The organism is Olsenella sp. Marseille-P4559 (genome assembly GCF_900605015.1).
Classification (GTDB): domain Bacteria; phylum Actinomycetota; class Coriobacteriia; order Coriobacteriales; family Atopobiaceae; genus Tractidigestivibacter.
Genome location: NZ_LR027573.1, coordinates 842,075 through 866,218 on the forward strand (window position 1 = coordinate 842,075; position 24,144 = coordinate 866,218).

Genomic DNA, 24,144 nt, shown 5'->3' on the forward strand with positions numbered 1-24,144 from the left:
CCTGACTTTTGCAGTTGAAGAGGCCGTTTTACCTGTGCTTACCGGGAAAACGGCCTCTTTTTCACTTGTATATTTTCTGTAGTGTTACAGGGCCTTCCAGCGCACCTCGCGCCCCTTCTTGAAAAGCCCCCTGATGTCGCCGGTGCGCATGAACTTCCTGGGGGCCTCTTCGCCGATCAGCGCGAATAGCCCGTCCGTGAGGTCGGTGCGGTGGTCGAAGAGCCACCACTCCGCGTCGACCGAGCTGCACTCCAGCGCCCTCATGTCCTCCAGTATCGCGCCCGCTGAGTAGCGGTTGCCCAGCGCGTGCTCGATCAGCCGCTCTATGACCAGTGCCAGGTAGCAGGTGAGGAAGTGGGCCTGGATGTGCTCCGGCGTCCAGACGTACACCGGCCTTGCCCCCAGGTGCGACTTCGTGACCTTGAAGGCCTCCTCGATCCTCCACAGCTCGCGGTAGGTGTCGACCACCCTCGCCGGCTCCCAGCCGGTCTCCGAGGTGACTATGCAGCAGTGGCCGTCGCAGGCGGCGTCGGCCTCGATGGCGGCGTAGTCGAGCTCCGGGGCCTTGGCGCACTCGACGACCTCGCCGGTGGCGGCGTCGAACCCCACGTTGCGCACGTACTTGGCGGCGCCCAGGTGCGTGGCGCGGGTGCACCTCCCCGGGTTGGCGACGAGCTGGCGCGACTTCTCCAGCACCCTCTCCCTCTCGTGACGGGCGCGCTCGGCGTACTTTCGCGACCAGAAGGCCACGACCTGCACGTCCACCTCGACGGAGTGCCCGCGCCCGTCGGCGGAGTCCTCCCTGGGGACCCTTATGGTCTTGGTGTCCTGCCGGGACTTCATCTTGAAGGTGCCGTTTGCGCTGGGGGAGTAGCCCCTGTCCGATATGACCCACTCGCGAAGCTCCCTGCGGCCCTTGGTGCCGCGTATGGACTGGCTGAACACGAAGCCGTCGCCGCGCGCCACGGTGGCGATTACGTTCTTCGAGCAGTTCATGCCCTTGTCGGCCACGGTGACCACCCGGCCCATGCCCGCCGCCCTCCTGGCCTCGGGCAGCGCGTCGACCAGGGTGTCGCCGTCGTGCACGTTGCCGGGGAATATGCGGAAGTCCACCGGTACGCCGTTGGCGTCCTGCATGAGCCCCATCTGCACGATGGGGTTGGGGCGGCGCTCCTTGGCGACGCCCTTGCGGCGCGGCTCGTCGCCGCCGCTCTCGACGCAGTAGTTCGTGCAGTCGTAGTAGCCGCAGCTCAAGCCGCGTATGCCCGCGGCGGCGATGGACGAGTTCGCCCTCGACACTCCGGCGCCCGCCATCCTGGCGATCTCCGTGAGCCCGCGGTAGACGTCGGACTCGGACAGGTCGCATCGGTAGAAATGGCGGCCCGAGCTCTCCCACGCCGCCCTCTTGGAGCCCGGCGCCAGCAGCCTCTCCATCACCAGCAGCCTCAGCAGCGCGTTCACGTCGAAGCCCGTCCTCCTGCCCCGCATGTTGGACCTGACGGCGGCCTCTACCCCGAGGGCGCCGTAGTACGCCATCGGCACGGCGTCGCCCGCCGCCATGCGGTTGGTCCTGCGCTTGTCCACCCTCTGCAGGGGGTGGACGGTGATCGTCTGCGGCCCCTCCGCCGCCAGCCTCTCGGCGTCCATCGCCGCCACGACCTCGGCGAAGTGCGCGACCGGGTCGTCGAACTCCGCCTCGAGCGCGTCGACGTAGCCGAAGGTCTCCACGGTGCGCTGCCTCACGCGCCCGGTCTCGGGGTCGCGGTAGCCCTGCACGGCGGACAGGCTCACCCTGCCGCTCCTGCTCGGCGTCTTCTTCAGGTACATGCGGAAACCGCCTCTCACCTGCGGGAACATGTGCTTCGCATTATACACCGCGTAACACAACGTAACAAGATAAATACTTAAAATTTGACATAAAAAATGCCCATCTAGCTGGGCAAGGGGTGGGAGGTCAGACTAGGGCAACTGCAAAACTACGGCGCGGACGCCTGCGGGCAGCCGGCATCGTGCAGAGCATGCCCAGGAAGGGCAACCGCATCGACAACGGCGCGACGGAGCAGGTGTTCGGCCATCTGAGGGACGAGTCCTTCCGGAACCAGACGTGGGCGAGCCTCGAGGAGTTCAGGCGGGACCCCGACGCATACGTCGTCCACTGGAACACTAGGAGGAGATAGGTCAGACTGAAGGGCTGACCCCGGAGGAGTTCCGGAATCAGTCCCTAAACGCGGTCTAGGCCGCTTATTAGCCCGTCCAAGAATCGGGATGCAGTTCACACGTAAGACGTGCGGGGCCTTCTTGCTGTCTATGTGTCATCCTACTACTCGTACAGATAGTTCAGGAAGGTCAGCGCCGCAAGCGAGAGGTCTTGGCCCAGACGGTGCGCCATGTACATCGTGCGGAAGGCACGGATCTCGAGATGGTGTATCTCGAGCGTATCGGGGAGCTTCCCCAGGGCAAGCATCGGCAGAAGCGAGATGCCCAAGCCCGCATCGATGAGCGCAAGTATCACATTGAAATCAGACGTCTCGCAGCGCACGAGGGCGCGCCGGAGTTCCTTCTGGAGCAAAGGCGCCGTCTCGGTGTCTGCGATGAAGCGCTCGTCCTTCAGAAGATCGATCGGAATGGAGGACCTCCCCGGCTCGAAGTGGCCGCGCCTCGAGACGACGACGATCTCGTCCTTGTGAAAGAGCTTCGAGGAGAAGGCGGCAGGATCGAGCTTCTTCGGCACGAAGGCCACGTCAACCGCACCTTCCGCAAGGAGCTTCTCTGCCTCGCTGTACGTCGACTCCGTGATATCGATCTCGATATTGGGATGGTCCTCGGCAAAGGCGCCCAAGGGGCGTGCGAGCTTCCAGGACACAATCGAGGAGGGTGCAGCAATGCTGACATTGCCGGACACGAGCCCGTTGATATCGTCGACCTTCATCGTGAAGCGCTCGAAGGACTGCACGACAGCACATGCCTCGGGCAGAAGGCGTTCGCCCTCCTTCGTGAGCCTCACGGTACCGCCCGTCCTCTCGAACAGGCGCACGCCCCAGTCCTCCTCGAGGCCCTGGACCATGCGGCTCACGGATGACTGCGTGTAGCCGAGCTGCTGGGCCGTGCGCGTGAAGCTGCCGCATTCGGCTGCCTTCACGAATGCCTGGAACTTGTGGATATTGGCCTCCATGGAACCCCCCCCCTCATACCGCTTCGGCTCCAGACCTGAAGCTGTCCGGAACGCACCTGCGAACAGAGAGCGCCATCGGCCACGACCCGAATACGCACTCTTCTCCGATGCACCTTTCCCTAGAAGCGATCTTCTACTATGGAATGGATGGCATGTAGTTTCAATCTCTGATACAGGCTTCATACAGCCATTCGCGTCAGAATTCACGCTATCTGCAGCGCGTTGCTTATGGCTATATGGAGATGCTGCCAAATGTCCCGTCCGTTTGGAGCTTTTCTATCCACCCAGCAGAAGCAGGTACAGAAAGACCGGACCTCCAAAGAGGCCCGGCCTGCATCATGGCTATATGGGGGGCTGAGTCCCCGAGGACACCTTACAGGGCACCCTTGATCATGATGTCGCCTTCCTTCATGATGACGTCCATCTTGTCCGGGTTGAGGTCGCGGATCTCCTTCAGAGGATCACCGTTCACGACGAGGATATCGGCGGACTTGCCGGCCTCGACAGAGCCGAAGTCGTTCTCGTGATGCACCATCTTGGCGCCGTTGAGCGTTGCTGCGACGATAGCGTCCATGTTCGGGATCTCGCAATGCTCGACCCAGGCATATACCTCATCGAGCGTCGTGTAGCCGTACGGCGTGGAGAAGCTGAAGGAGTCGGAGCCGACCGTCAGCGTGACGCCGAGCTTGTAGGCGCGGTTGAGGTTTGCATACGAGCGAGCGATGCCCTTCTCTGCGTTGTTCTTGCCAGACCACTTGTCGAGCTCGGGCGTCCACTCGGGAGGATACGTCGCGTACCAGGACGGAAGGAACCCGACCGTCGGCGTGAAGAACGTGCCCTGCTGCGCCATGAGGTCCATGGTCTTGTCATCGAGCTCGAAGCCGTGGATCAGCTGCTCTGCGCCGAAGCGGACGGAGTCATAGGCTGCAGAGATCGAGTTGTAGGAGTGCGACCAGACCGGGATGCCGACCATTGCGCACTCGTCGCAGACCGCCTTGATCTCTTCCGTGCTCATGAGCTGAGCGCGTCCGGAGTCCCAGCGCCAGATGCCACCGCCGGTTGCCCAGATCTTGATAGCATCAGGGTTCTCGCGCAGGCGCATGCGGATGGCATGACGGAGCTCCCACGGACCGTCTACCTGGTCGCCCCAAGGGTGGCCGTTCTTCGACATCTCGAACGGCAGGCGGTGGCAGTCGCCGTGTCCTGCGGTGCGGCAGAAGCCGAGGCCGGTTGCAAAGATGCGCGGGCCCTTCATGACGCCCATGTTGACGAGATCGCGGATTGCAATGCCGTTGCGGCCGATCTCGCAGACCGTCGTAAGGCCGTGGGTGACGGCGTCGTAGGCCTGCTTGACGGCGCATGCTTGCTTCTGGGCAACCGTCTCGATGACCCAATCGTTGTCGTTGTCCGTCAGGTTGCCGGAGAAGTGAATGTGCGTATCGATGATGCCCGGCATGACCGTCTTGCCGGTCGCGTCGATGACCTCATAGCCCTCAGGAATCTCCGTTGCCTCACCGGCATGCGTGATTTTCTTGTCGTCCACCAGGACAAGGGAATCCTCGACCGGAGACGCGCCGGTGCCGTCTACGAGCTTGCCGCCCTTGATAGCATACTTTGCCATTGCAAATCCTCCCAATCTTTCCAACGAACCACGTGCATTGACCAGCTATGCGTCGCCTTGTGGCGTATGCATACGTGCGAGGCTATGTAGTGTGCGCTGCAGCCTTCTTGCTGCCAAAGACAGCGAGGATGATGAAGCCGATGACAATCCAGGCACCCGTGATGACCCACTCGACCGTGTCGAGGGCAGCAGGGCTGAGCGGAGCGACCATAAGGCCGATGATGATGAGGCCAGCGATGATAGCGCAGGCGATAATGGGCTTGCCGCCATTGACCTTGTAAGGCCTCGGAAGGTCAGGCTCAGTCTTGCGCAGCTTCATGCAGGCAAAGCCAGCCATCGTGCAGGCGAAGATGAAGCCCAGGGATGCGACGTTCGTGAGCGGGACGAGCATGTTCCTGCCGAGGAAGGGTCCGATGAGCGTCAGCACTGCCATGACGGTATTGGCCTTCTTGGGAGCACCAGAGACGGAATCGAGCCCTGCAAACGAGGACGGAATCATTTCCTTCCTGCCCATGGCGAGCATGAGGCGGGTGGAAGCGCCGAAGAACGAGTTCATGGGGCCGAGAGGTCCGAGTGTACCGATGATGAGCATCGCGATGTAGAAGAAGATGTTGATGCGCTCGAGGACGGCAAGGGCAGGCACGGAGGACTTCACGAACTCATGCCAGTCGACGATTGTGCCGAACGAGTAGATGCAGACGAGGTAGAAGGCACCCGATGCGAGAAGGGCGATAGCCGGGATGAGGCCGAACTTCTTCCAGTCGAGGTGCGCAGAGGCTTCCTCTGCCTGCTGCGGAATCGTATCGAAGCCCGCATAGAAGAACGGTGTCATGACAAGGACTGCGACGATGCCGCCCAGAAGAGACGTTGCCTCGGTGGAGCTGCCGCCTGCTGCATCCTGCACCTGCGAGAACACAGGAAGGGCATTAGAAGGAGATCCGGTCATGAACGAGATGACCATGGCAAGGACCATGCCGCAGAGAAGCGCCTTGGTAAGGAAGCTCGAGAGCTTGGCAGCTGCGCCTGCGCCGTGGAAGTTGAGATAGATGACGAGAATGGCAGCGCCCAGAGCGATGACGGTCGGCCAGAGATAGACGTCTGCGTCGAGGATCGTGTAGAGCTTCACGGAGCGCAGCCACGAGAGAACCGGGAACTCGGCGAAGCGGTCCGTCAGGAGCGTGGAGATGGCGATGGCCTCCCACGGGCACAGAGGAGCGTTGCCAAGCAGAAGCATCCAGCCAGTAAAGAAGCCGAGCTTGCGTCCGTATGTGCGGTCCACATACTCGATGATGCCGCCGGAAATCGGGATGGCTGCCGTCAGCTCGCCGAAGCACATGCCGATAGGCACGAGGAACACGGCACCAATCGCGAATGCGATCATGGCCGGAACCGGGCCGCCGCCCAGAACCATCCAGTCACCTACCAGAAGCACCCATCCGGTGCCGATGATGGCGCCGAAGCCGATCGTGAAGAAGTTGAAGAGCGTCAGCTCCTTCTTCATGCCTCCTTCTGCTGGTGTAGTCCCTGCCATATCTCTCCCCTCGCAGTCAATCGCCTCGAAGGCGAGTATCCAGTTCGCGGGTGCCAGGCGCTCATTGCCTCCCCCGCGACGCAATTCCATGTTCGAAGAAAGGCCTCTGTTGCGCAAAGGTTTCGGAAGTGTTACGGGGCCGAGAGGAGCGATGCGAGCCCTGAGCGGATTATGTTTGAAAAACTAACATTGCAATGAGCGCTAGACGTCATTCGGATGCCATATCGCCGCAGGTAAATACCTATGTATGAGATACCGTTCATCCGTTTCGGAAAAGCGGTAAACGGCTTTCAGATTCAGCACAGAAGCGGCCAAAACATGAACGGAGGCCCTTTCCGCCACATGAACTGCGCCCCAAAACGTGGACGCCCTCATAGAGGCTAAGCCGTGGCGGCCTGGTCAGCTCGGCGGCCTCGGCCTCCGCGAAGACGGAGTCGCGGCTTCCCTCCCGCTTCTGGAAGGGGTGGGCGTTGTACTCGGCGAACCTCTCCCTCACGGCCTCCCTCACCTAGCCAAAGTCGGTGAAGGTGACGTTCCTCGGCTGGGCAATTGCCCAGGTGACGGCATCCCTCGCACGTGCCCTCGGCCGATGCCCTCTGCTCGGGCTTCCTCGCCTGGGCGGGCATGACGGCCGTCATACAGTGCTCTCCCAGGGCCTCGTAGGCGTCGTTCAGGACGGCCTCGCCCTTGTGCGGGTGCCCGAGACCACGCCAGCCGTCAGGTTGTCGCAGACGGTCCCTTCCGGCACGCCTCCCCAGCACTCGCACATGTGCACGTGGCACCTGGGCCGGGTCCGCTCCCTCATGTCCATCGTCGGCTCGAAGCAGGCCCCCTGGCCGAAGGGCAGGACCCCCACGAAGAGGTAGACCTTGGAGGCCTCGCCGGTCGTGGGGTCGACGAGGCCCTTCCCGATCGCCGGCCCCGACCAGTCGACCTCGCAGGACCGGCCCACCTTGTGCTCGATGCACCTGGTGAGGCCATTGGCCGCCGTGTACTTGCCGTAGTCCCTGCAGGACCTCGTGTAACCCACAGCCACCTTGCCGGTGCGCCTGCACTCGTCCCTGTACTCGTCGTGCAGGAGCCTGAGGTTGACGCCGGCATTGCTCATATCCTTGTGGACGTAGGCCCAGTCCAGCTCCTCGAAGACCGTCTCCCTCACGTGCCTGTCGGGATAGAAGAGCCGGTAGGCCTCCCCATCGGCCATCGGCTCCAGCAGCTGCCAGGTGACGTCGCGCTCGTCGGCCAGGTCGAACACCTCGCAGGCCGACTCCGTCGGCACGTGGCGCGCCCTGGTTGTCTGCCTCCCCGGCACGCCCCGCTCACGGAGCTGCACCACCAGCTTCGCCTTGATCCTTCTCACCATGCTCCCTGCCCCCTTCGTCTAGACGACATGGCACGCCCAGACTGCGGGGCGATGCGGAACGGCGAAGCGGGCGCTACGGAAGTCGCGAAACGGTCAGGCGGGGGGGTGATACGGAAGCGGCGGAACGAGCACTACGCAGAGCGCGCGATACTCAGAAATGCCAGCTCGTCTTTGCCCAGTACCTACGAGTGGCCACGAGAAGGAGACCGCCCGACCATCCACTCAGATAGAGGGGGCCACTACCGCTGGCCTGGATGGATTGGTGGGGCATGCAAGGAAAACGGCCTGGCCAGATCGATGCCGAGGAAGGGCTGCAGCCCCGATGACGCGAGGTGCGAGGGACCTCCGGCAGGTCCGAGATAGAGCCTTCCCACGGGTGCGGCTGGAGTGGGACTACGGCAGAGGGGTTCATGGGGATGTCCGACGCGTACCTGAGATGGTACAGAGAGACCAGGATCAAGGGCGACCTTGACTACCGGAGCCCCATGCAGTGCCGGAGGGACTTGGGCCTGGCAGCGTAAGGGGTTTTGGTTCAGGATTCTCACCGCAGCTCCATTGAGCTATTTCTTAGTAAACATCAACACCTCAAGGGCCGCAGGGAGCGCGGGATGGGGGCTAAGACTTGAGCCGCGCCATGGTCGACACGAGGCCCGCAACCGCCACAATCGTATCGTCCAGCTGGCCGACTACGGGAATCACGTCGCTGATGAGGTCCACGGGTAGCATCAGGTAAACGGCGACGACTGCTAGCGTGATGAGATTGGCGGCGTTCATCCTCATGGGACGCTCCTTCTATCCGATAGGTGCTTGGTTGCACGCACGGCAAGGCACCTTCTCCTGTTGGGCTGATTTTGTCCTTCTCCATCCCTCTGTGACATCGTCGGATGATTCAGGCTGCAGGACTTTACGATTTCGAGGGGGTGGCCTGGCATGGCAAGGAGGGCGAGACTCACGCAGGAGATGGGCGACCAGGCCATCGGGCTGAAGGCCGACGGCCTTTCCAGCGGCGACATCATTTCGAGCAGGTAGGACTAACCGAAATGGTACGAGGTGCATGGGACATAGACTGGTTCTCGGAATGGGCGTCGTTTGCGCAGGTCGGAAGCAGGGTTTGCGGCAACTCGTGGCCAAACTAAAGCGAAAGGCCAGAGGCGCTAAGCCTCTGACCTGCGATTTCTGGTCGGGACGACTGGATTTGAACCAGCGACCTCTCGGTCCCGAACCGAGCGCTCTACCAAGCTGAGCCACGTCCCGTAAGCAGACGACACTTTAGCAGAATTGGCCGTCCAAACCAACCGTAAACACGGCCTTCGCCCACCAACCACGCTCATTTTTCGCAGCATGGGCAATGCGCACGGCGGCATCAGCCGATTCGCAGATGGCAAACGAGCAGCTCCCCGAGCCCGTTATCTGTGATGCCACCACCCCTGGCTGCCTAGCGAGCCAGGCTGCAGGCTCCTCCATGGCGGGCTTCAGGCGAAGCGCCGCCGGGGCGAGGTTGTTGTAGAGGTTCTCGGCAACGCCTAGGACGTCGCTGGCTGCCAGAGCATCGCACAGGGCGTTGGGGCTTTCCGGCATCTCGGGCATGCAGTCGAACTCCTCGTAGACCTCGCGCGTGGAGCTGGCGCATCCCTCAGGCATCACGAGCACAAGGGGAACGCCGACAAAATCCGGGAAGGTCTTCTCTAGCGTGTCACCCGCGCCCCTCAGAAGCGAGGGCACGGGATGGAGGAAGAACGCGACATCTGCGCCCACGCGGCGAGCAACGCCAACAACGCACTGGTCAAGCGGGCCTACGTCCCAGCGTGCCGCAAGCGCACGCAGAACGGAACCAGCGTCTGCAGAGGAGCTGCCAAGGCCTCCGCCGCTGGGGATGCGGCGCTCGATGCGAATGGCCACGCGCTCCCTTGCGCCGAGCTCGCGTGAGAGGAGCTCGACCGCCCGCTGGGTGGCGTTGCGCCGCACAGGGTCATCGAGCGCGGGATCGAAAGAGATGCTGGTCTCGGGCGCTGACTCGATAACGATCGTGTTGCGGAGGCCAACCGGCACCATGACCGAGTCGACGCGGTGGTAGCCACGCGCGTCCTTTTCGGCATGGACGCCCAGATGAAGGTTGACCTTGCATGGTACCCGTACGGTCTGTCGACGTGAGCGCGGCATGCGACCTCCGACGGAGCTACTCTTCGGAGGACTCTGCCGCGTATTCGAGCAGGCGCTCACCCGTGTTCATGTCGTAAAGCTCGACGGTACCGGTGAGCACGTCGACATACTGGTAGGACTGACGGGCCTTGCGGCCGCGGCGCTCCTCGACCTCAATCACAAAAAGGGACGGGTGCACGTGTACCAGGGTTCCCGCGCGCTCGACGATGCGTGAGCGGCCCATGTTGGCACGGACTTTCACACGCTGGCCCTCGAGGGTCTTGAACTCGTCACGAATCTGGTCGATGCGGTTAACTGACGGAATGTCGCTCTCCATGAGACTCCCAACAGGGCCATGGCTGGCCCAAGTACCGAATGAACGAAGTGCCATCATACTCCGACAAAACAGCGTTCTCCCATATGGGAAACTGAACAGCACGACAAGACCACGGGTCGTGAGACAGAGACGAGAGAGACAAAGGGACTGTCCCCCTGTCTCACGTGCTACACTTCCGGCGTCAAACGGCTAAGGAGGACGCGATGGATGAGACGAGAAGGGCACGGATCATCGAGAACCTGTGCGACATGGGACTTTCGCAGGCGCTCATCTCGGACCCCATGTCAATCTACTACCTCACGGGATACTACACCGAGCCCTATGAGAGGTTCCTTGCACTCTACCTCAATGCCAATGGCTCATCGACACTCTTTGCAAACCGCCTCTTCCCCGACGCCACCGCTGCATGCAGCGACATTCGGACCTTCGATGACACCGACGATCCCATGCCCCTGGTTGTGGAGGTCACAGACCACAATGCTCCCCTCGGCGTTGACAAGAAGCTTACCGCACGCTGGCTGGTGCCGCTTCAGGAGGCCGGCGCAGCATCGGCATTCAAGCTGGGGTCTGCCGCGGTAGATGGCGCGCGCTCTGTGAAGACGCCCGAGGAGCAGGAGCTCATGCGCGCTGCATCGCGCACGAACGACAAGGCCATGGAGTGGCTTGTCGCCCAGGTACACGACGGCGTGACCGAGCAGGAGATTGCGGGTGGGCTTCTCGGCGCCTATCGCTCGCTGGGCGCGCAGGACCACTCGTTTGCCCCCATCGTGAGCTTTGGGGCAAACGCCGCCGACCCACACCACTCCCCCGACGGCACCACGCTGGCCAAGGGCGACGTGGTCCTTTTCGACGTGGGATGCAGGCAGGACATGTACTGCTCGGACATGACCCGCTCGTTCTTCTACGGAGAGCCTACGGAGCATCAGCGCGCCGTCTACGAGTGCGTTCGCCGCGCAAACGAGTCTGCCGAGGCCATCGTGCGTCCCGGAGTCACGTTTGCCAAGATAGACAGGGCTGCGCGATCGGTGATTGAGGACGCGGGCTGGGGCCCGTACTTCACGCACAGGCTGGGCCACCAGATTGGCCTTGAGGACCACGAGCCGGGCGACGTCTCGTCCACGCATGATGAGCCCGTACGTCCCGGGCAGTGCTTCTCGATCGAGCCAGGCATCTACCTGCCGGATGACGTAGGCGTGCGCATCGAGGACCTTGTCATCGTAACCGAGGACGGATGCGAGGTGCTCAACTCGTATCCCAAGGGACTCACGGTTCTGGCGTAGGGGCACGCCCAGTCCCATCCTCCGCCAAAAAGGGCGCAGGTTTTCGTTATGGTGGCCAGTGCGACCGCCAACGTCCGGCAAGCAGGCATCCCCGATGTCAAGATTTCGACGTCATGCGTACGCATGACGAGGATTTTCTGCCGATGCCGCCCTTCAGAAGCCTCGAGCTGGCAGGAAACCGTCATCGTGCGTACGCACCATCGCCATCTGTTGCCATGGCCCTCTCGCCCAACTGGGCGAACGTCGAGACCCTGTCAAATTTCCCCGATCATGCGTACGCACGACGCAACTTGTCGGCCAGTGCAGAAAGCCAAGGAGGATTGCAGAGCGCAGAGAGCAAGCAGCCAGCCAGTCTGCTGATTTCTTGCCAGCAAGGCCCTAAGGACTGCACCCCAAACCACTGGACCAGCCGACCGTGCCTCAGCCGCAGCGTTTAACCGCAAGGCGAGAAGCAACGACGCCGAGAAAAGCAGGGGGCCACCGGCGAACACCACCGGCAGCCCCTAGCCCAACAAGCCTACGCCTCGGGACAGAGCGCCAGGGACTCCTCGTCCGCAATCACGGTGCAGCTGGTGTGCAGCTGCAGGATGGACGCGGGACACTGCGGCGTAACGGGTCCATAGCACATGTTGTAGACGGCCTGGGCCTTCTCCGGTCCAGACGCCAGGATGAGGATGCTGCGCGCGTACATGATGGTCTGCACGCCCATGGTGTACGCCTGGCGCGGCACGTCGTCGGCGTTGTCGAAGAGACGGCTGTTTGCCTGAATGGTGCTCTCGGTGAGGTCAACGCAGTGCGTACCCTTGGAGAAGTGGTCATCGGGCTCGTTGAAGCCGATGTGGCCATTGCGGCCAATGCCAAGTAGCTGCAGGTCAGGATAGCCGGCCTGGCGCACCATACGGTCGTACTCGCTGCAGGCCTCGTCCGCGTTGGGGTTGGCGCCATCGGGCACAAACGTGCGGGCAAGGTCGATGTTGATCTTGTCGAAGAAGTTCTCGCGCATGAAGTGGTGGTAGCTCTGCGGGTGCTCGTGCGTAAGGCCACGATACTCATCCAGGTTATAGGTGGTTACCTGCGAGAAGTCGCAGTCACCCCTGCGGTTCCACTCGGCAAGCTGCTCATAGGTACCAATGGGCGTGGTGCCGGTGGCAAGGCCAAGGACGCTGTTGGGCTTGAGGATCACCTGGGCAGAGATGACGTTTGCCGCCTTGCGACTCATATCGTGATAGTCCTTGGTACGGATGATTCTCATGAGAGCCCCTTCCTCTTCAGGCGAGTGGCCTCTCGTGGCACCCGCCCCGTGGCACAAGGCCATGCCTGACGTGTGCGGCCACCAGGGCGAGGTCGCGATTACCTTAAAGAGGGACTCGCCACGTCGAGGCCCCTGCCCGTCCATGGCGACGCGGGGCGCATGCCCTACGGCATTATTCTATCGCAGGTGCGCCAGCCCCTCTACGAGAACCGCTCGACTCCCTTGCGCGTAACCCGCGCGTAGACGAGGGGCTCCGCGACGGGACGCTCGTCCGAGATCTTGTAGGCGTTGCGGAGAATCGCCTCTCCCTCGTCGAGACGAGCCTCGTCGGCCGCATAGATCGTTGCGAGAAGGTCACCCTCACGCGCCTCGTCACCGGTCTTTCTCGCCAGCACGATGCCTGCGAGCGGGTCGATCGAATCTTCCTTTGTGGCGCGCCCGGCCCCAAGTGCCACAGATGCAATGCCAACGCGCTCGGTGTCCATGTGAGAGACCCATCCCTCCCGCTTGGCACGCACCTCTCGACTGCAGGCATCCCGCCCAAAGCAAGCGGTGTCGCGGGTGTAGGCAACGTCGCCGCCCTGCGCGGCCACCATCTGCTCGAACTTCTCGAGTGCCCGGCCGTTTGCCATCTGCTCGCGAGCGAGCCCGCGGCACGTGTCCACGTCACCTACGCCCGCAAGCTCAAGCATGTTGGCCGCAAGCTCGATGCAGACGCCAGCAAGATCGGTGGGGCCCTTGCCACGAAGCGTCTCCACAGCCTCAATGACCTCGAGCGCATTGCCCACGTTGTGCCCAAGTGGGCGGTCCATGTCGGTGATGAGCGCAGCCGTGGTACGGCCCACACGCTCACCGATTGTCACCATTTCCTCTGCGAGCCCAATCGCCGCATCGATGGTCTTCATGAAGGCGCCGCTGCCGCAGGTGACGTCAAGAAGGATCTTCTCCGTGCCATCAGCGATCTTCTTGCTCATGATGCTCGACGCAATGAGGGGCATGGAGTCGACTGTCGCCGTCACGTCACGCAGGGCGTAGAGCTTCTTGTCTGCCGGAACGAGGTTGCCCGTCTGGCCCACCACAGCGCAGCCCACCGAGCGCACCACGTCGAGGAAGCGCTCGCGGCCAAGCGCGGTCGTGAAGCCAGGGATGGCCTCGAGCTTGTCCAGCGTGCCCCCGGTGTGGCCAAGGCCACGTCCGCTCATCTTGGCCACGGGCACGCCCAGAGATGCCACGACAGGTGCGATGACCAGGGTCGTCTTGTCTCCCACGCCGCCGGTGGAGTGCTTGTCCACCTTCACGCCGGGGATGCTGGAGAGGTCAACGAACTCGCCGGAGTGCGCCATGTCAAGGGTGAGTCGCGCCGTCTCACGCGGGGTCATGCCCTTGAAGAAAATGGCCATGCACAGAGCTGAGGCCTGGTAGTCGGGGATGTCGCCGGCAACATAGCCCTTGACGAAGAAGTCGATCTCCTCGTCGGTGAGCTCGCGTCCGTCGCGCTTGCCCTCAATGATGTCGTACATGCGCATGGCTAGCCCCTCTCTTCCGTCGCGTACGCTGCGCCCTCGCGTCCCAGGTCCTCCGGGCCAAAGCTCTCGGGGAGAAGCTCGCGCAGGAGGAAGGTGCGCAGGCCCCCATCAGAGCGCGCGAGAACGATTCGAAACGTGGACGGGTCGCAGAACTCACGCATCACCTGACGGCACACGCCGCATGGCGCGCACCACTCCGTGGCATCCTCGCCCTCCGGGCCGCCCGCGATGGCGATGGCCGCAAAGTTGCGCTGCCCCTTAAAGACGGCGCGGAAGAATGCCGTGCGCTCGGCGCAGTTCGACGGCGTATACGCGGCGTTCTCGATATTGAACCCCTGGTAGATGCTGCCATCGGCGCAGAGAAGGGCTGCGCCCACAGAGAAGTGCGAGTACGGCACATAGGCCCTCTCGCGCGCCTCAAGCGCAAGGCGCGCGAGCTTGGTATCAGACACACCCATGACGAGACCTTCCTAGCTGTGAGTCGCTTGAATTCGCTGTTCAGGGATTTTCCGAACGGTTAGACAGCTCTTAACGACGAGACCGACGGGACCTTCCCAGACAAGCCCTCCGGAATCCCTAGCGGCTGCCCTTGACGTAGGGCACGCCATCTGCCTTGGGGGCAACAGAGCGACCCACAAACAGGATGAGCACGATGATGGTCATGGCGTAGGGCAGCATGGCCAGAATCTGGCTGGGCACCGGCACGGCGCCACCGCCCAGCATGATGGAAAGCGCCTGGGTAAAGCCAAAGAGCAGGCACGCAAGGTACGCACCGTGCGGCGTCCACTTGCCAAAGATGACGGCGGCAAGCGCGATGAAGCCCTGACCACAAATGGCGGTCTGCGTGTACTGAGAGATGATGGCCAACGTCATGGACGCTCCGCCAAACCCGGCAAGCACGCCAGAGAGGATCACGCAGGCGTAGCGCGTGCGATACACGCTGATGCCCAGCGTCTCGGCGGCCTCGGGGTGCTCGCCCACCGAGCGAATCCGCAGTCCCCACTTGGTGCGATACAGCATGAACCACATGACCACGGCGGCGATGAGGCCGAGAAGAACTGTGACGTCGAGGTTCATGTTCTCAAGCGGCGTCCCCTGGAGGACGGAGGGGTCGATGAGCTTGGGGAGCGTGGTGACGATGGGCGACATGGCAGCGCCGTCGAACATGCGTCTGCAGGCGAAAAGGGCAATGCCAGGGGCGAGCAGGTTGATGGCCACACCCGAGATGGTCTGGTCGGCGGCAAACGTCACCGAGGCAAATGCATGCAGCAGGGCCACAAGGCCGCCGGCAATGCCCGCACACAGAAGGCCAACCCAGGGGTTGCCCGAGACGTAGCTGCCCGCTACACCCGCGAAGGCACCGACATTCATCATGCCGTCGATACCGATGTTGGTGACACCCGAGCGCTCTGAGATGACACCGCCAAGCGCGCCAAACACAAGCGGTGTGGAATACATGAGCGTAATGGAGAGCGCAAGTACGATGTTATCAAGCATTGCTGCCCCCCTCCTTTCCATGGCCATCCGAGCCCATCGAGGGTGCGCCCGCTTCCGGCACAGGCGCGTCGGCACCGTCCGGGCCGGCCCCGGCGTCAGGGGGCTCCGGTACGGCACCGGCCCCCGCAGCGGCTGCACCGCTGCTAGCGGCAGCGGCGGCCGCGGCCCTCTCGGCCTTCTCGACGCGCTTGTGCTCCACATGGTCGACGAGCATGGGGACAATGCCGCCCAGCGCCATGAAGAACACGATGGTGCCTATCATGATGTTGATGATCTCGGAGGGAGCGCCCATGACCTGCTGGACCGTCTGTCCGCCGTAGATGAGGCCTGCGAAGAGCAATGCGGCCGGGATGCAGCCCACGGGCGAGCAGCCCGCGATAAACGCCACGGAGAGGCCGTTGAAGCCGTTGTTCTCGAACGCCGCCAGCGTCGAGATGCCATGAGGCGAGACGCCCGTGATGGTAAGGGCGCCGGCGAGTCCACAGAGAAGGCCCGAGACCAGCATGCAGAGCACGATGTTCTTCTCGACGTCGATGCCGGCAAAGCGGGCGGCGTCGCGGTTGAACCCCACGGCGCGCATCTCGTAGCCAACCTTCGTGCGCTTGAGCAGCCAGCCAATGAGGATAGCGGCCACCACAGCAATGATGATGCCCACGTTGGCATCGGTCTTGACCAGCATCTCCTTGAGCCAGGGGATGTTCGAGAGGGCAGCCATGCCCTCCTCAGAGACCTTCCACTGGGGCAAGACCATGGTGAGTGCGGAATCATTCACGGGATAGCTGCCGGTGGAGTTGGGTTGGTGGAAGGCGTCCAGCGTCACAACGTAGTTGCAGATGTAGAGGTTTATCCAGTTGAACATGATGCTGGTAATGACCTCGTGAATGCCAAACTTGGCCTTGAGCCATCCCACAAGCGCGCCGGAGAGGGCGCCGGCAATGGCTCCAGAGAGCACGACGAGCGGGATCTCCAGCACGGGCGGAAGGTCAAGGGAGACACCCACGATCGTGGAGGCCACCGTACCCAAAATGTACTGGCCCTCGGCGCCGATGTTGAAGAGGCCCACCCTAAACGCAAACGCAACGGCAATGCCGCAGAACAGAAGCGGCGTGGCCTTGATGATTACGTTCGAGACGTACTTGGGCTTGCTGAGCATGCCCGAGAAGAGCGCCGCAAACGAGGCGCCCGGGTCGTAGCCGGCGCTTGCCAGCACGATGGCGGCCACCAGAAAGCCAACCAGAATGGCGATGATGGAAGAGGCTATCGGCTTCTTCAGCGCCTTTGATACGATGCTCACTTGGCCTCGCCCCCTGCCATGAGAAGGCCAACCTTCTCCTCGCTAGCCGTACCTTGGGCAAACGTGCCCGCAATCTGGCCATGGTGGATAACGACGATGGTGTCGGACACGTCCATCACCTCGTCGAGCTCGAGCGAGACGAGAAGGATCGCCGCGCCACGGTCGCGCTCGCGGATGAGCGTCTTGTGCACGAACTCGATGGCACCAACGTCGAGTCCTCGCGTGGGCTGAACGGCGATGAGCAGGTCGGGCTCGCCTGAGACCTCGCGCGCGATGATGGCCTTCTGCTGGTTGCCGCCGGAAAGTCCGCCCGCGGGATGGTCTGCGCAGTCTGCCGGGCGGATGTCGAACTCCTTGATGAGCCCCTCGGCAAACGCATGAACCTTATTCGAGTCGAGCGTGGCACCCGTGCCAAACGCATCCTCGTTGTGCCGCTCGAGCACGGAGTTCTCGGCCACGCTAAAGGGAAGCACCAGGCCAAAGCGCTGACGGTCTGCCGGGATGGTAGCGACCTTGTGGTCGAGGATGTTTCTCGGCGTGGTGTTTTGGATCTGGGCGCCCTTTACCTCGATGGTGCCAGACTCCACCTTGACCAAACCGTCCATTGCCTCGACAAGCTCGTCTTGGCCGTTGCCGTCGATGCCCGCAAGGCCCACGATCTCTCCGGCACGCACCTCAAGGTTGAGCCCGCGCACCTGCTCGATGCCGCGCGCGTCCTTCACGTGCAGGCCAGAGATCTTGAGCACGGGCTCGCCCGGATGCGCCGGCGCCTTGTCCACCTTAAGGTTCACGTGACGGCCAACCATCTTCGAGGCGAGCTCCTCCGTGGATGTCTTGGCAACGTCGACGGTACCCATATAGACGCCACGCCGGATGATCGTGCACGCATCGGCAGAGGCCATGATCTCCTTCAGCTTGTGCGTGATGATGATCACGGTCTTGCCCTTGGCGACAAGCCCGCGCATGATCTGGATAAGCTGGTCGATCTCCTGCGGGGTGAGCACGGCCGTGGGCTCGTCCAAGATGAGGGTGTCGGCGCCGCGGTAGAGCGCCTTCAGGATCTCGACGCACTGCTGCATGCCAACGGTAATGTCCTCGATGCGGGCATCGGGGTCGACCTCAAAGCCATACTCGTCGACGATCTTCTCGACTTCCTTCCTGGCCCGCGCCATGTCCAGCACGCCCGCGGCCTTGCAAACCTCCTCGCCCAAGACGATGTTCTCGGCAACGGTGAAGTTCTCGATGAGCATGAAGTGCTGGTGCACCATGCCAATGCCGTGTCCAATGGCGTCAAGCGGGCTCCTCACGTCCACGCGCTGGCCTGAGAGGTAGACCTCGCCCTCGTCTGCCTGGTACAGGCCGTACAGCACATTCATGAGCGTGCTTTTGCCGGCACCGTTCTCGCCTAGGATGGCGTGGACCGTCTGCTTCTTCACGTCCAGGCTCACGTTATCCAGGGCCTTGAACGACCCAAACGTCTTTGTTATCCCATGCATCTGCACGGCGTACTCGGAGCTGACCTCCACGGCTCATCTCCCCTTCTCGATGAGTAGGCAGGGCACCTCAACATGTGGGGCGCCCTGCCGCTGTGGCTACAGCTTGCTGGTGAACGCATCCAGCTCGCTGGAGTTGGCGGGCGGCACAATGTCGCCGCTCTTAATCTTGTCCTCAAGCGCAACGGCGGCCTGGTAGACGGCATCGTCCATGAGGGAGTGGTCCTCAGGGATGCCCACGCAGCCCTCGGTGAGGCCGAGATTCATGTTGGAGCCACCCTTAGTCTCGCCGTTGATGAGCTTCCTCGAGACGTCCGCCACGGCCACATCGACGCGCTTCAGGGCCGAGGTGAGAACGTTGTCCGGAGCCAGGAACGACTGGTCCATGTCGACGCCGATGGCAAACTTGCCGGCGTCCTTGGCGGCCTCGATCACGCCGGTACCCGTGCCACCGGAAGCGTGGAACACCACATCGCAGCCGCTGGAGAACATCTTGGAGGCAATGGACTTGCCCTTGGCAGAATCCGAGAAGCTCTCGGCATACTGGGCCTGGATCTCGACGTTTGTGCCCTGCTCCCTATTGGCGTAGGCAACGCCGCCCTTGTAGCCGTACTCAAACTGGTCGATAATGTCGCTGGAGATGCCACCCACGAAGCCAACCTGTCCGGTCTTGGACGTGCGGGCAGCGATGTAGCCCACGAGGAACGAGGGCTCCTGGGCGCGGAACTGCACGCCGGTAAGGTTGGAGCCGTCGGTGGGGTTGGCGTTGTCGATGATGGCAAACTGCACGTCGGGGTTGGTAGCGGCAGCTTTGCCCACGGCCTCTGCCATGGCAAAGCCAATGCCCCAGACAAGCTCGGAACCGTCGTCGACGGCCTTGTCGAGGTTGGTGGCGTAGTCAGACTCCTGCTTGGACTCGAGGTAGCTCACCTGCCACCCCTCGTCACTCTGAAGCTGCTGGAGGCCCGACCAAGCGAGCTGGTTGAACGACTGGTCGTTCACGCCACCGGTGTCCGTGACCATCTCGATCTTGTGGGCGGCCGACGAGCTGCCACCTGAGCCAGCGCTTGAGGAGTTACTCGACGAGGACGAGCCCGAAGAGGACCCACCGCAACCGATGAGTGCGCCAGAGAGGCCAAGTGCGCACACCCCTGCGGCACCCCTCAGGAACCCACGACGCGTGAAGCTGCTCCCGTATGCCATGTTCATCCCTTCCCTCTCGCCGTCCCCGCAAGGTCGGCGTCCTTTGGCGGCAAAGCCGCCACTCCCTCAAGGGAGGAAGCCCTCCCCCGTACACAAAGTTACGTGCCGAGCAAACAAAGTGCCGCTAGGACTTGAGAATCTGGTCGACGTGCGACGTCCCCGCAGGGAGCGCGGGTGCTCCCAGGTAGTCGAGGACCGTCGCCGAGACGTCCGCGAACGTGGGTCGCGTGCCCAGGTCCACGCCGGCACGCACGCGCGGGCCGCAGACGAGCCAGGGGACATACTCGCGCGAGTGGTCCGTGGAGGGCGTCACGGGATCGCACCCGTGGTCCGCCGTGATCATGAGCAGGTCGTCCTCGCGCAGCCCCGCCACGATGCGCGGGAGCCGCTCGTCGAAGTAGCTGAGCGCGCGGGCGTAGCCGGGTGCATCGTTCCTGTGCCCGTAGACCATGTCGAAGTCCACGAGGTTCGTGTAGCACAGGCCCGTGAAGTCGCGGCCCGTGGCCTCGATGGTGCGCTCGATGCCCTCGGGGTTGCCCGAGGTGAAGACGTGGCCGGTCATGCCGCGGTGGGCGAAGATGTCATAGATCTTGCCGATGGAGAGCACGTCCTGCCCGTCATCCTTGAGCACGTCGAGCATCGTGCGGCCCGTGGGCTCCAGCGAGAAGTCGTGCCTTCTCGACGTGCGCTCGTAGTTGGGCCACTCACCCGTGTAGGGGCGCGCGATGACGCGGGCGACGCCATGCTTTCCCGTGAGAATCCTGCGCGCGATGCGGCAGTACTCGTAGAGCTTCTCGGGGGGCACCAAGTCCTCGTGCGCGGCGACTTGGAAGACGGAGTCGCCCGAGGTGTAGACGATGAGCTTGCCGGTCTCAAGCTGCTCGCGGCCGTAGTCGTGGATGACCTGCGTGCCCGAGTAGGGCTTGTTGCAGAGGACCCCACGTCCCGTCTGGCGCTCGAACTCCTCGATGACCTCGGGCGGGAAGCCGTTGGGGTAGGTGGGAAAGCGCCTGGGTGAGATGACACCGGCCATCTCCCAGTGGCCCACCGTGGTGTCCTTGCCGGCAGAGGCCTCCCGCAGGCGGGCGAACGCCCCCGTGGGCGCCTCCACCGGCACGAGGTCCACGTCATAGGGTGACTCCAGCGCTCCCTCGATGTTGAGCAGGCCGAGAGACGCCATGTTGGGAACCTTGAGCTCGGCCGTAGTGGCACAGGCGCACAGGGTGTTACTGCCCTTGTCGCCCCACTCCACAGCGTCGGGCTCGGCCCCGATGCCAAAGCTATCTAGTACCACGAGAAATACGCGACGTCCCATCGGCGACTCCTCCCGCTGAGAATGCCTGGCCTACACCAACCTGGGTTACAGCTGTTCATTAGAAAAACATGATAATGTTGGTTTCTGTTGTCTCCGCCCACTTGCCCTCGACTACCAGTCGAACGGCTATGCCGAGACGTTGGACGGCAGCCGCTTACAGTTCTTCAACAATCACTTAGAGTCTTGTGTATCATGCCTTATTGACCGTCAGCTGGCTAGATGCTGCCGTCAACCGCCCATATCGACTTGTTCTCAAATGTGATGATATATATTTATATTTGATTAGTTTAGTAAGATATTGTTTAATTTGTTTTGGTGTCCCGACGGAAAGGAGTACCATGCTTACAAAGCGGGAACGACAGATACTCGGGTGGATCAAGGCGAACCCATCGATCTCGCAGCGCGAGATCGCGGAGAGGGCGCAGATAACACGCTCCTCAGTTGCCGTCCACATCTCCAATCTCATCAAGAAGGGCGCCATCCTGGGCCGCGAGTACATCATTTCCGACCGTCCCTACGTGGTGGTTATTGGTGGGGCCAACATGGACGTGGCCGGCAAGCCCGATGTCACGCTCATACCGCATGACTCGAACCCCGGCACCGTGCGGATGTCGCCCGGAGGGGCTGGGCGCAACGTGGCCCACAACCTTGCGCTTCTCGGCTGCGACGTTAAGCTCATCTCCGCCTTTGGCGACGACGCCCGAGGGCGCGACCTCGCTGAGAGCTGCCGCCGCGCGGGCATCGACGTGAACGACTCGGTGACGATGCCCGGTGCCACGACCTCCTCGTACGTGTTCATCATGAACGAGCAGGGCGAGATGCAGCTGGCCGTTGCCGACATGAAGATCTTCGACAGGCTGGTGCCCGCAACCCTTGAACGCCGCCTTGACGTGATCGACCGCGCAGCCATCTGCGTTGTGGACACCAACATCCCCAAGGAGAGCTTGAGCTACCTTGCGAAAAAGGTGACGGTGCCCCTCTTCTGCGACCCCGTCTCCACAGCGAAGGCCGTAAAGCTCAAGGGCATTCTCGGCAGGATTGATACGCTCAAGCCCAACCTCCTCGAGGCCGAAGCCCTCTCGGGCGTGCCCATCACCGATGACGACTCGCTGCGGCTTGCCGCAAAAACGCTGCTTCGCACTGGCCTCAAGCGCGTGTTTATCTCCCTGGGTGACGGTGGCATCTACTGCGCCGACCACGAGACCGAGCTCAAGCTTCCTACCATCGCCCACAATGTCGTGAACGCCACGGGTACCGGCGACACGATGATGGCAGCCATCGCCTGGGCGTCTCTTATGGGCGGCGGCCTTACAGAAGCAGGCGCGGCCGGCCTTGCCGCCGCGGCTGTGTGCGCCGAGTCGCCCGAGACCATCAGTCCGTACCTCACCACGGAGGGTATCCGTCGCCGCATTGATGCTGCAGGGCTTTCCAACATGGAGAAATAAACCGCGCTAGGCGCTTGCATCCAGTGCTCGAACCAAGCGCGAGAAAGGAACAGCAGTGAAGGAGCTCAACAAGTATCTCGATGTCTCCTCGGAGGTCAAAAAGGCGCTCGACGAGAACCGCCCCGTCGTGGCCCTCGAGTCCACGATCATCTCGCACGGCATGCCCTACCCCCAGAACGTCCACACCGCCCTTGAGGTCGAGCGCATCATCCGCGAGCACGGGGCAATGCCTGCCACCGTCGCCGTGATTGGCGGTCGTCTGCGCGCGGGCCTCTCCGAGGGGGAGATTGACTACCTGGGCAAGAAGGGCCGCGAGGTGGCCAAGGTGAGCCGCCGCGACCTTCCCGTGATTGTCGAGCGCGGCGAGGACGGCGCCACCACCGTTACCACCACGATGATCATTGCGCATATGGCCGGCATCCAGGTCTTTGCCACCGGCGGCATCGGAGGCGTGCACCGCGGTGCCGCCACCACGATGGACGTCTCCGCCGACCTCGAGGAGCTTGCCCATACGCCCGTGCTGGTTGTCTGCGCCGGTGCCAAGGCCATTCTCGACCTTGGGCTTACCCTTGAGTACCTCGAGACCCACGGCGTGCCCGTGCTTGGCTACCAGACCTCCGAGCTGCCCGCGTTCTACACGCGCCACAGCGGCTTTGGCGTTGACTATGAGGTAGACACCCCCGAGGAGCTTGCAAGGATCTTCCACGCCAAGCGCGAGATGGGCCTTGGGGGAGGCGTGCTCGTGGGCAACCCCATCCCTGAGGAGCACTCGCTCGACAAGGGCGAGATGGACAAGGCCATTGACCAAGCCCTGAGGGAGGCAGACGAGAAGGGCGTCCACGGCAAGGATGTCACGCCGTTCCTTCTCGCCCGCGTGGCCGAGCTCACCGGCGGCGACTCGCTCGACTCCAACATCCACCTCGTGTACAACAACGTCGCACTTGGCGCCGAGGTTGCAAAGAGCCTCTGCACCCTCAAGTAGCTATGAGACAAAGGGAAACTCCCTTTGTCTCATTCCGTTCGTCTCATTTGTCTCATAGTTTGGCGGCGAGGTCCTCCAGCGCGTGGAAGCGGTGGGAGATGGCGTTCTTCTCTTCTGGAAGCAGCTCGGCCATGGCCTTGCCTGGGGTGTCGTTGGGCAAGAACAGCGGGTCGTAGCCAAAGCCGTGGGTGCCGCGGCGCACGTGGCCAACGAAGCCCTCGCAGTTGCCGTCGCCGCGAAGGACCTCCTCGCCCCGCACGAGCACAACCGTCGAGTGGAAGCGCGCCGTGCGCTTCTCGTCCGGTACGCCTGCCATAAGGCGGAGGAGCTTCTCGTTGTTGGCATCGTCGTTGCCGTGCTCGCCCGCCCAGCGCGCCGAAAAGATACCGGGCGCGCCGTCGAGGGCGTCCACGCAGAGGCCGGAGTCATCGGCAACGGTCATGGTAAGGCCGGTCTCCTTTATGGCCGCGCACGCCTTGATGAGCGCGTTCTCGAAGAAGTCCTTGCCGTCCTCGACGGGATCGGGGAAGTCCCCCAGCTCGCCTAGGGCAACAAAGCGCACCTGCGGCATGACCTTGGAGAGGATGGCCTCGATCTCTGTCACCTTGTGAGCGTTGCCGGTAGCCACGACCACGGTGTGCGCCGGGTCAAGCGTTGCGATATCTACTGCTGCCACGATGTGTCCCTTCTCTGC

Annotated in this window: 21 protein-coding genes and 1 tRNA gene; 4 read left to right on the top strand and 18 right to left on the bottom strand. The window is 62.7% G+C overall.

Going from position 1 to position 24,144, the window contains the following annotated elements; genetic code table 11:
- Positions 1–84 precede the first annotated feature (84 nt).
- Positions 85–1,827 carry an IS1634 family transposase gene (locus E0E00_RS03915; protein WP_130811254.1) on the bottom strand — a complete coding sequence of 581 codons (1,743 nt, stop codon included), beginning with the start codon at positions 1,825–1,827 and terminating at the stop codon, positions 85–87.
- A gap of 191 nt (positions 1,828–2,018) precedes the next feature.
- Here E0E00_RS03915 and E0E00_RS03920 point away from each other — a divergent pair, with 191 nt between their 5' ends.
- Positions 2,019–2,177, top strand: a complete 159-nt coding sequence (locus E0E00_RS03920) for an IS3 family transposase (protein WP_242622160.1) — start codon at positions 2,019–2,021, stop codon at positions 2,175–2,177.
- A gap of 143 nt (positions 2,178–2,320) precedes the next feature.
- On the opposite strand, the gene E0E00_RS03925 is transcribed toward E0E00_RS03920, so the two are convergent.
- The 8 genes from E0E00_RS03925 to E0E00_RS03960 all read right to left on the bottom strand — a co-directional run bounded on the left by E0E00_RS03925 (position 2,321) and on the right by E0E00_RS03960 (position 10,163).
- A complete protein-coding gene (locus E0E00_RS03925) occupies positions 2,321–3,172 on the bottom strand; it encodes a LysR family transcriptional regulator (protein WP_165443543.1) in 852 nt (283 codons plus the stop codon).
- Between the two features lie 373 nt (positions 3,173–3,545).
- Positions 3,546–4,793: an amidohydrolase family protein gene (locus tag E0E00_RS03930; RefSeq protein WP_130811256.1), complete on the bottom strand. Its 1,248-nt coding sequence runs from the start codon at positions 4,791–4,793 to the stop codon at positions 3,546–3,548.
- Between the two features lie 82 nt (positions 4,794–4,875).
- The gene (locus tag E0E00_RS03935) at positions 4,876–6,294 is read right to left on the bottom strand and encodes an APC family permease (RefSeq protein ID WP_371683370.1); all 1,419 of its coding nucleotides are present in this window, start codon (positions 6,292–6,294) and stop codon (positions 4,876–4,878) included.
- 700 nt (positions 6,295–6,994) lie between these two features.
- Entirely contained in the window at positions 6,995–7,687 is a 693-nt protein-coding gene (locus E0E00_RS03940) for a transposase (RefSeq protein WP_130811258.1), read from the bottom strand.
- A 615-nt stretch (positions 7,688–8,302) separates the two neighbouring features.
- Positions 8,303–8,467, bottom strand: a complete 165-nt coding sequence (locus E0E00_RS03945; protein ID WP_130811259.1) for a DUF1232 domain-containing protein — start codon at positions 8,465–8,467, stop codon at positions 8,303–8,305.
- A 397-nt stretch (positions 8,468–8,864) separates the two neighbouring features.
- A tRNA-Pro gene (locus tag E0E00_RS03950) sits at positions 8,865–8,941 on the bottom strand.
- Positions 8,942–8,956: 15 nt separating this feature from the next.
- On the bottom strand, positions 8,957–9,847 hold the full coding sequence (locus E0E00_RS03955) for a 4-(cytidine 5'-diphospho)-2-C-methyl-D-erythritol kinase (RefSeq protein ID WP_130811260.1): 891 nt from the start codon (positions 9,845–9,847) through the stop codon (positions 8,957–8,959).
- Positions 9,848–9,863: 16 nt separating this feature from the next.
- On the bottom strand, positions 9,864–10,163 hold the full coding sequence (locus tag E0E00_RS03960; RefSeq protein WP_130811261.1) for a Veg family protein: 300 nt from the start codon (positions 10,161–10,163) through the stop codon (positions 9,864–9,866).
- Between the two features lie 203 nt (positions 10,164–10,366).
- Here E0E00_RS03960 and E0E00_RS03965 point away from each other — a divergent pair, with 203 nt between their 5' ends.
- Positions 10,367–11,443 carry a Xaa-Pro peptidase family protein gene (locus tag E0E00_RS03965; protein ID WP_130811262.1) on the top strand — a complete coding sequence of 359 codons (1,077 nt, stop codon included), beginning with the start codon at positions 10,367–10,369 and terminating at the stop codon, positions 11,441–11,443.
- A 517-nt stretch (positions 11,444–11,960) separates the two neighbouring features.
- On the opposite strand, the gene nagB is transcribed toward E0E00_RS03965, so the two are convergent.
- The 8 genes from nagB to E0E00_RS04005 form a co-directional block, all read right to left on the bottom strand.
- Complete coding sequence (nagB, locus tag E0E00_RS03970) at positions 11,961–12,695, bottom strand: glucosamine-6-phosphate deaminase (protein ID WP_130811263.1); 735 nt, start codon at positions 12,693–12,695, stop codon at positions 11,961–11,963.
- Positions 12,696–12,895: 200 nt separating this feature from the next.
- The gene (locus E0E00_RS03975) at positions 12,896–14,221 is read right to left on the bottom strand and encodes a pyrimidine-nucleoside phosphorylase (protein WP_207302656.1); all 1,326 of its coding nucleotides are present in this window, start codon (positions 14,219–14,221) and stop codon (positions 12,896–12,898) included.
- Positions 14,222–14,223: 2 nt separating this feature from the next.
- Complete coding sequence (gene cdd, locus E0E00_RS03980) at positions 14,224–14,679, bottom strand: cytidine deaminase (RefSeq protein WP_130811264.1); 456 nt, start codon at positions 14,677–14,679, stop codon at positions 14,224–14,226.
- Between the two features lie 118 nt (positions 14,680–14,797).
- Complete coding sequence (locus E0E00_RS03985; RefSeq protein WP_130811265.1) at positions 14,798–15,718, bottom strand: ABC transporter permease; 921 nt, start codon at positions 15,716–15,718, stop codon at positions 14,798–14,800.
- Positions 15,711–17,012, bottom strand: a complete 1,302-nt coding sequence (locus tag E0E00_RS03990) for an ABC transporter permease (protein ID WP_207302657.1) — start codon at positions 17,010–17,012, stop codon at positions 15,711–15,713. Before E0E00_RS03990 ends, E0E00_RS03985 begins: the two co-directional genes overlap by 8 nt.
- Entirely contained in the window at positions 17,009–18,538 is a 1,530-nt protein-coding gene (locus tag E0E00_RS03995) for an ABC transporter ATP-binding protein (protein WP_130811266.1), read from the bottom strand. Before E0E00_RS03995 ends, E0E00_RS03990 begins: the two co-directional genes overlap by 4 nt.
- A gap of 66 nt (positions 18,539–18,604) precedes the next feature.
- Positions 18,605–19,714, bottom strand: a complete 1,110-nt coding sequence (locus E0E00_RS04000; protein WP_130811267.1) for a BMP family protein — start codon at positions 19,712–19,714, stop codon at positions 18,605–18,607.
- A gap of 118 nt (positions 19,715–19,832) precedes the next feature.
- Entirely contained in the window at positions 19,833–21,023 is a 1,191-nt protein-coding gene (locus E0E00_RS04005) for a phosphopentomutase (protein ID WP_130811268.1), read from the bottom strand.
- A 338-nt stretch (positions 21,024–21,361) separates the two neighbouring features.
- Between E0E00_RS04005 and E0E00_RS04010 the strand changes: the two genes are divergently transcribed.
- Positions 21,362–22,468 carry a PfkB family carbohydrate kinase gene (locus E0E00_RS04010; protein ID WP_130811269.1) on the top strand — a complete coding sequence of 369 codons (1,107 nt, stop codon included), beginning with the start codon at positions 21,362–21,364 and terminating at the stop codon, positions 22,466–22,468.
- 55 nt (positions 22,469–22,523) lie between these two features.
- Positions 22,524–23,450, top strand: coding sequence for a pseudouridine-5'-phosphate glycosidase (locus E0E00_RS04015; RefSeq protein ID WP_130811270.1), 927 nt, complete (start codon positions 22,524–22,526; stop codon positions 23,448–23,450).
- Between the two features lie 52 nt (positions 23,451–23,502).
- On the opposite strand, the gene rdgB is transcribed toward E0E00_RS04015, so the two are convergent.
- Entirely contained in the window at positions 23,503–24,126 is a 624-nt protein-coding gene (rdgB, locus tag E0E00_RS04020) for an RdgB/HAM1 family non-canonical purine NTP pyrophosphatase (RefSeq protein ID WP_130811271.1), read from the bottom strand.
- Positions 24,127–24,144 lie beyond the last annotated feature (18 nt).

Coding starts and splice junctions, on each gene's coding strand:
- E0E00_RS03915 (WP_130811254.1), bottom strand. CDS start 1,827: ATGTACCTGAAGAAGACGCCGAGCAGGAGCGGCAGGGTGAGCCTGTCC.
- E0E00_RS03920 (WP_242622160.1), top strand. CDS start 2,019: ATGCCCAGGAAGGGCAACCGCATCGACAACGGCGCGACGGAGCAGGTG.
- E0E00_RS03925 (WP_165443543.1), bottom strand. CDS start 3,172: ATGGAGGCCAATATCCACAAGTTCCAGGCATTCGTGAAGGCAGCCGAA.
- E0E00_RS03930 (WP_130811256.1), bottom strand. CDS start 4,793: ATGGCAAAGTATGCTATCAAGGGCGGCAAGCTCGTAGACGGCACCGGC.
- E0E00_RS03935 (WP_371683370.1), bottom strand. CDS start 6,294: ATGAAGAAGGAGCTGACGCTCTTCAACTTCTTCACGATCGGCTTCGGC.
- E0E00_RS03940 (WP_130811258.1), bottom strand. CDS start 7,687: ATGGTGAGAAGGATCAAGGCGAAGCTGGTGGTGCAGCTCCGTGAGCGG.
- E0E00_RS03945 (WP_130811259.1), bottom strand. CDS start 8,467: ATGAGGATGAACGCCGCCAATCTCATCACGCTAGCAGTCGTCGCCGTT.
- E0E00_RS03955 (WP_130811260.1), bottom strand. CDS start 9,847: ATGCCGCGCTCACGTCGACAGACCGTACGGGTACCATGCAAGGTCAAC.
- E0E00_RS03960 (WP_130811261.1), bottom strand. CDS start 10,163: ATGGAGAGCGACATTCCGTCAGTTAACCGCATCGACCAGATTCGTGAC.
- E0E00_RS03965 (WP_130811262.1), top strand. CDS start 10,367: ATGGATGAGACGAGAAGGGCACGGATCATCGAGAACCTGTGCGACATG.
- nagB (WP_130811263.1), bottom strand. CDS start 12,695: ATGAGAATCATCCGTACCAAGGACTATCACGATATGAGTCGCAAGGCG.
- E0E00_RS03975 (WP_207302656.1), bottom strand. CDS start 14,221: ATGCGCATGTACGACATCATTGAGGGCAAGCGCGACGGACGCGAGCTC.
- cdd (WP_130811264.1), bottom strand. CDS start 14,679: ATGGGTGTGTCTGATACCAAGCTCGCGCGCCTTGCGCTTGAGGCGCGC.
- E0E00_RS03985 (WP_130811265.1), bottom strand. CDS start 15,718: ATGCTTGATAACATCGTACTTGCGCTCTCCATTACGCTCATGTATTCC.
- E0E00_RS04000 (WP_130811267.1), bottom strand. CDS start 19,714: ATGAACATGGCATACGGGAGCAGCTTCACGCGTCGTGGGTTCCTGAGG.
- E0E00_RS04005 (WP_130811268.1), bottom strand. CDS start 21,023: ATGGGACGTCGCGTATTTCTCGTGGTACTAGATAGCTTTGGCATCGGG.
- E0E00_RS04010 (WP_130811269.1), top strand. CDS start 21,362: ATGCTTACAAAGCGGGAACGACAGATACTCGGGTGGATCAAGGCGAAC.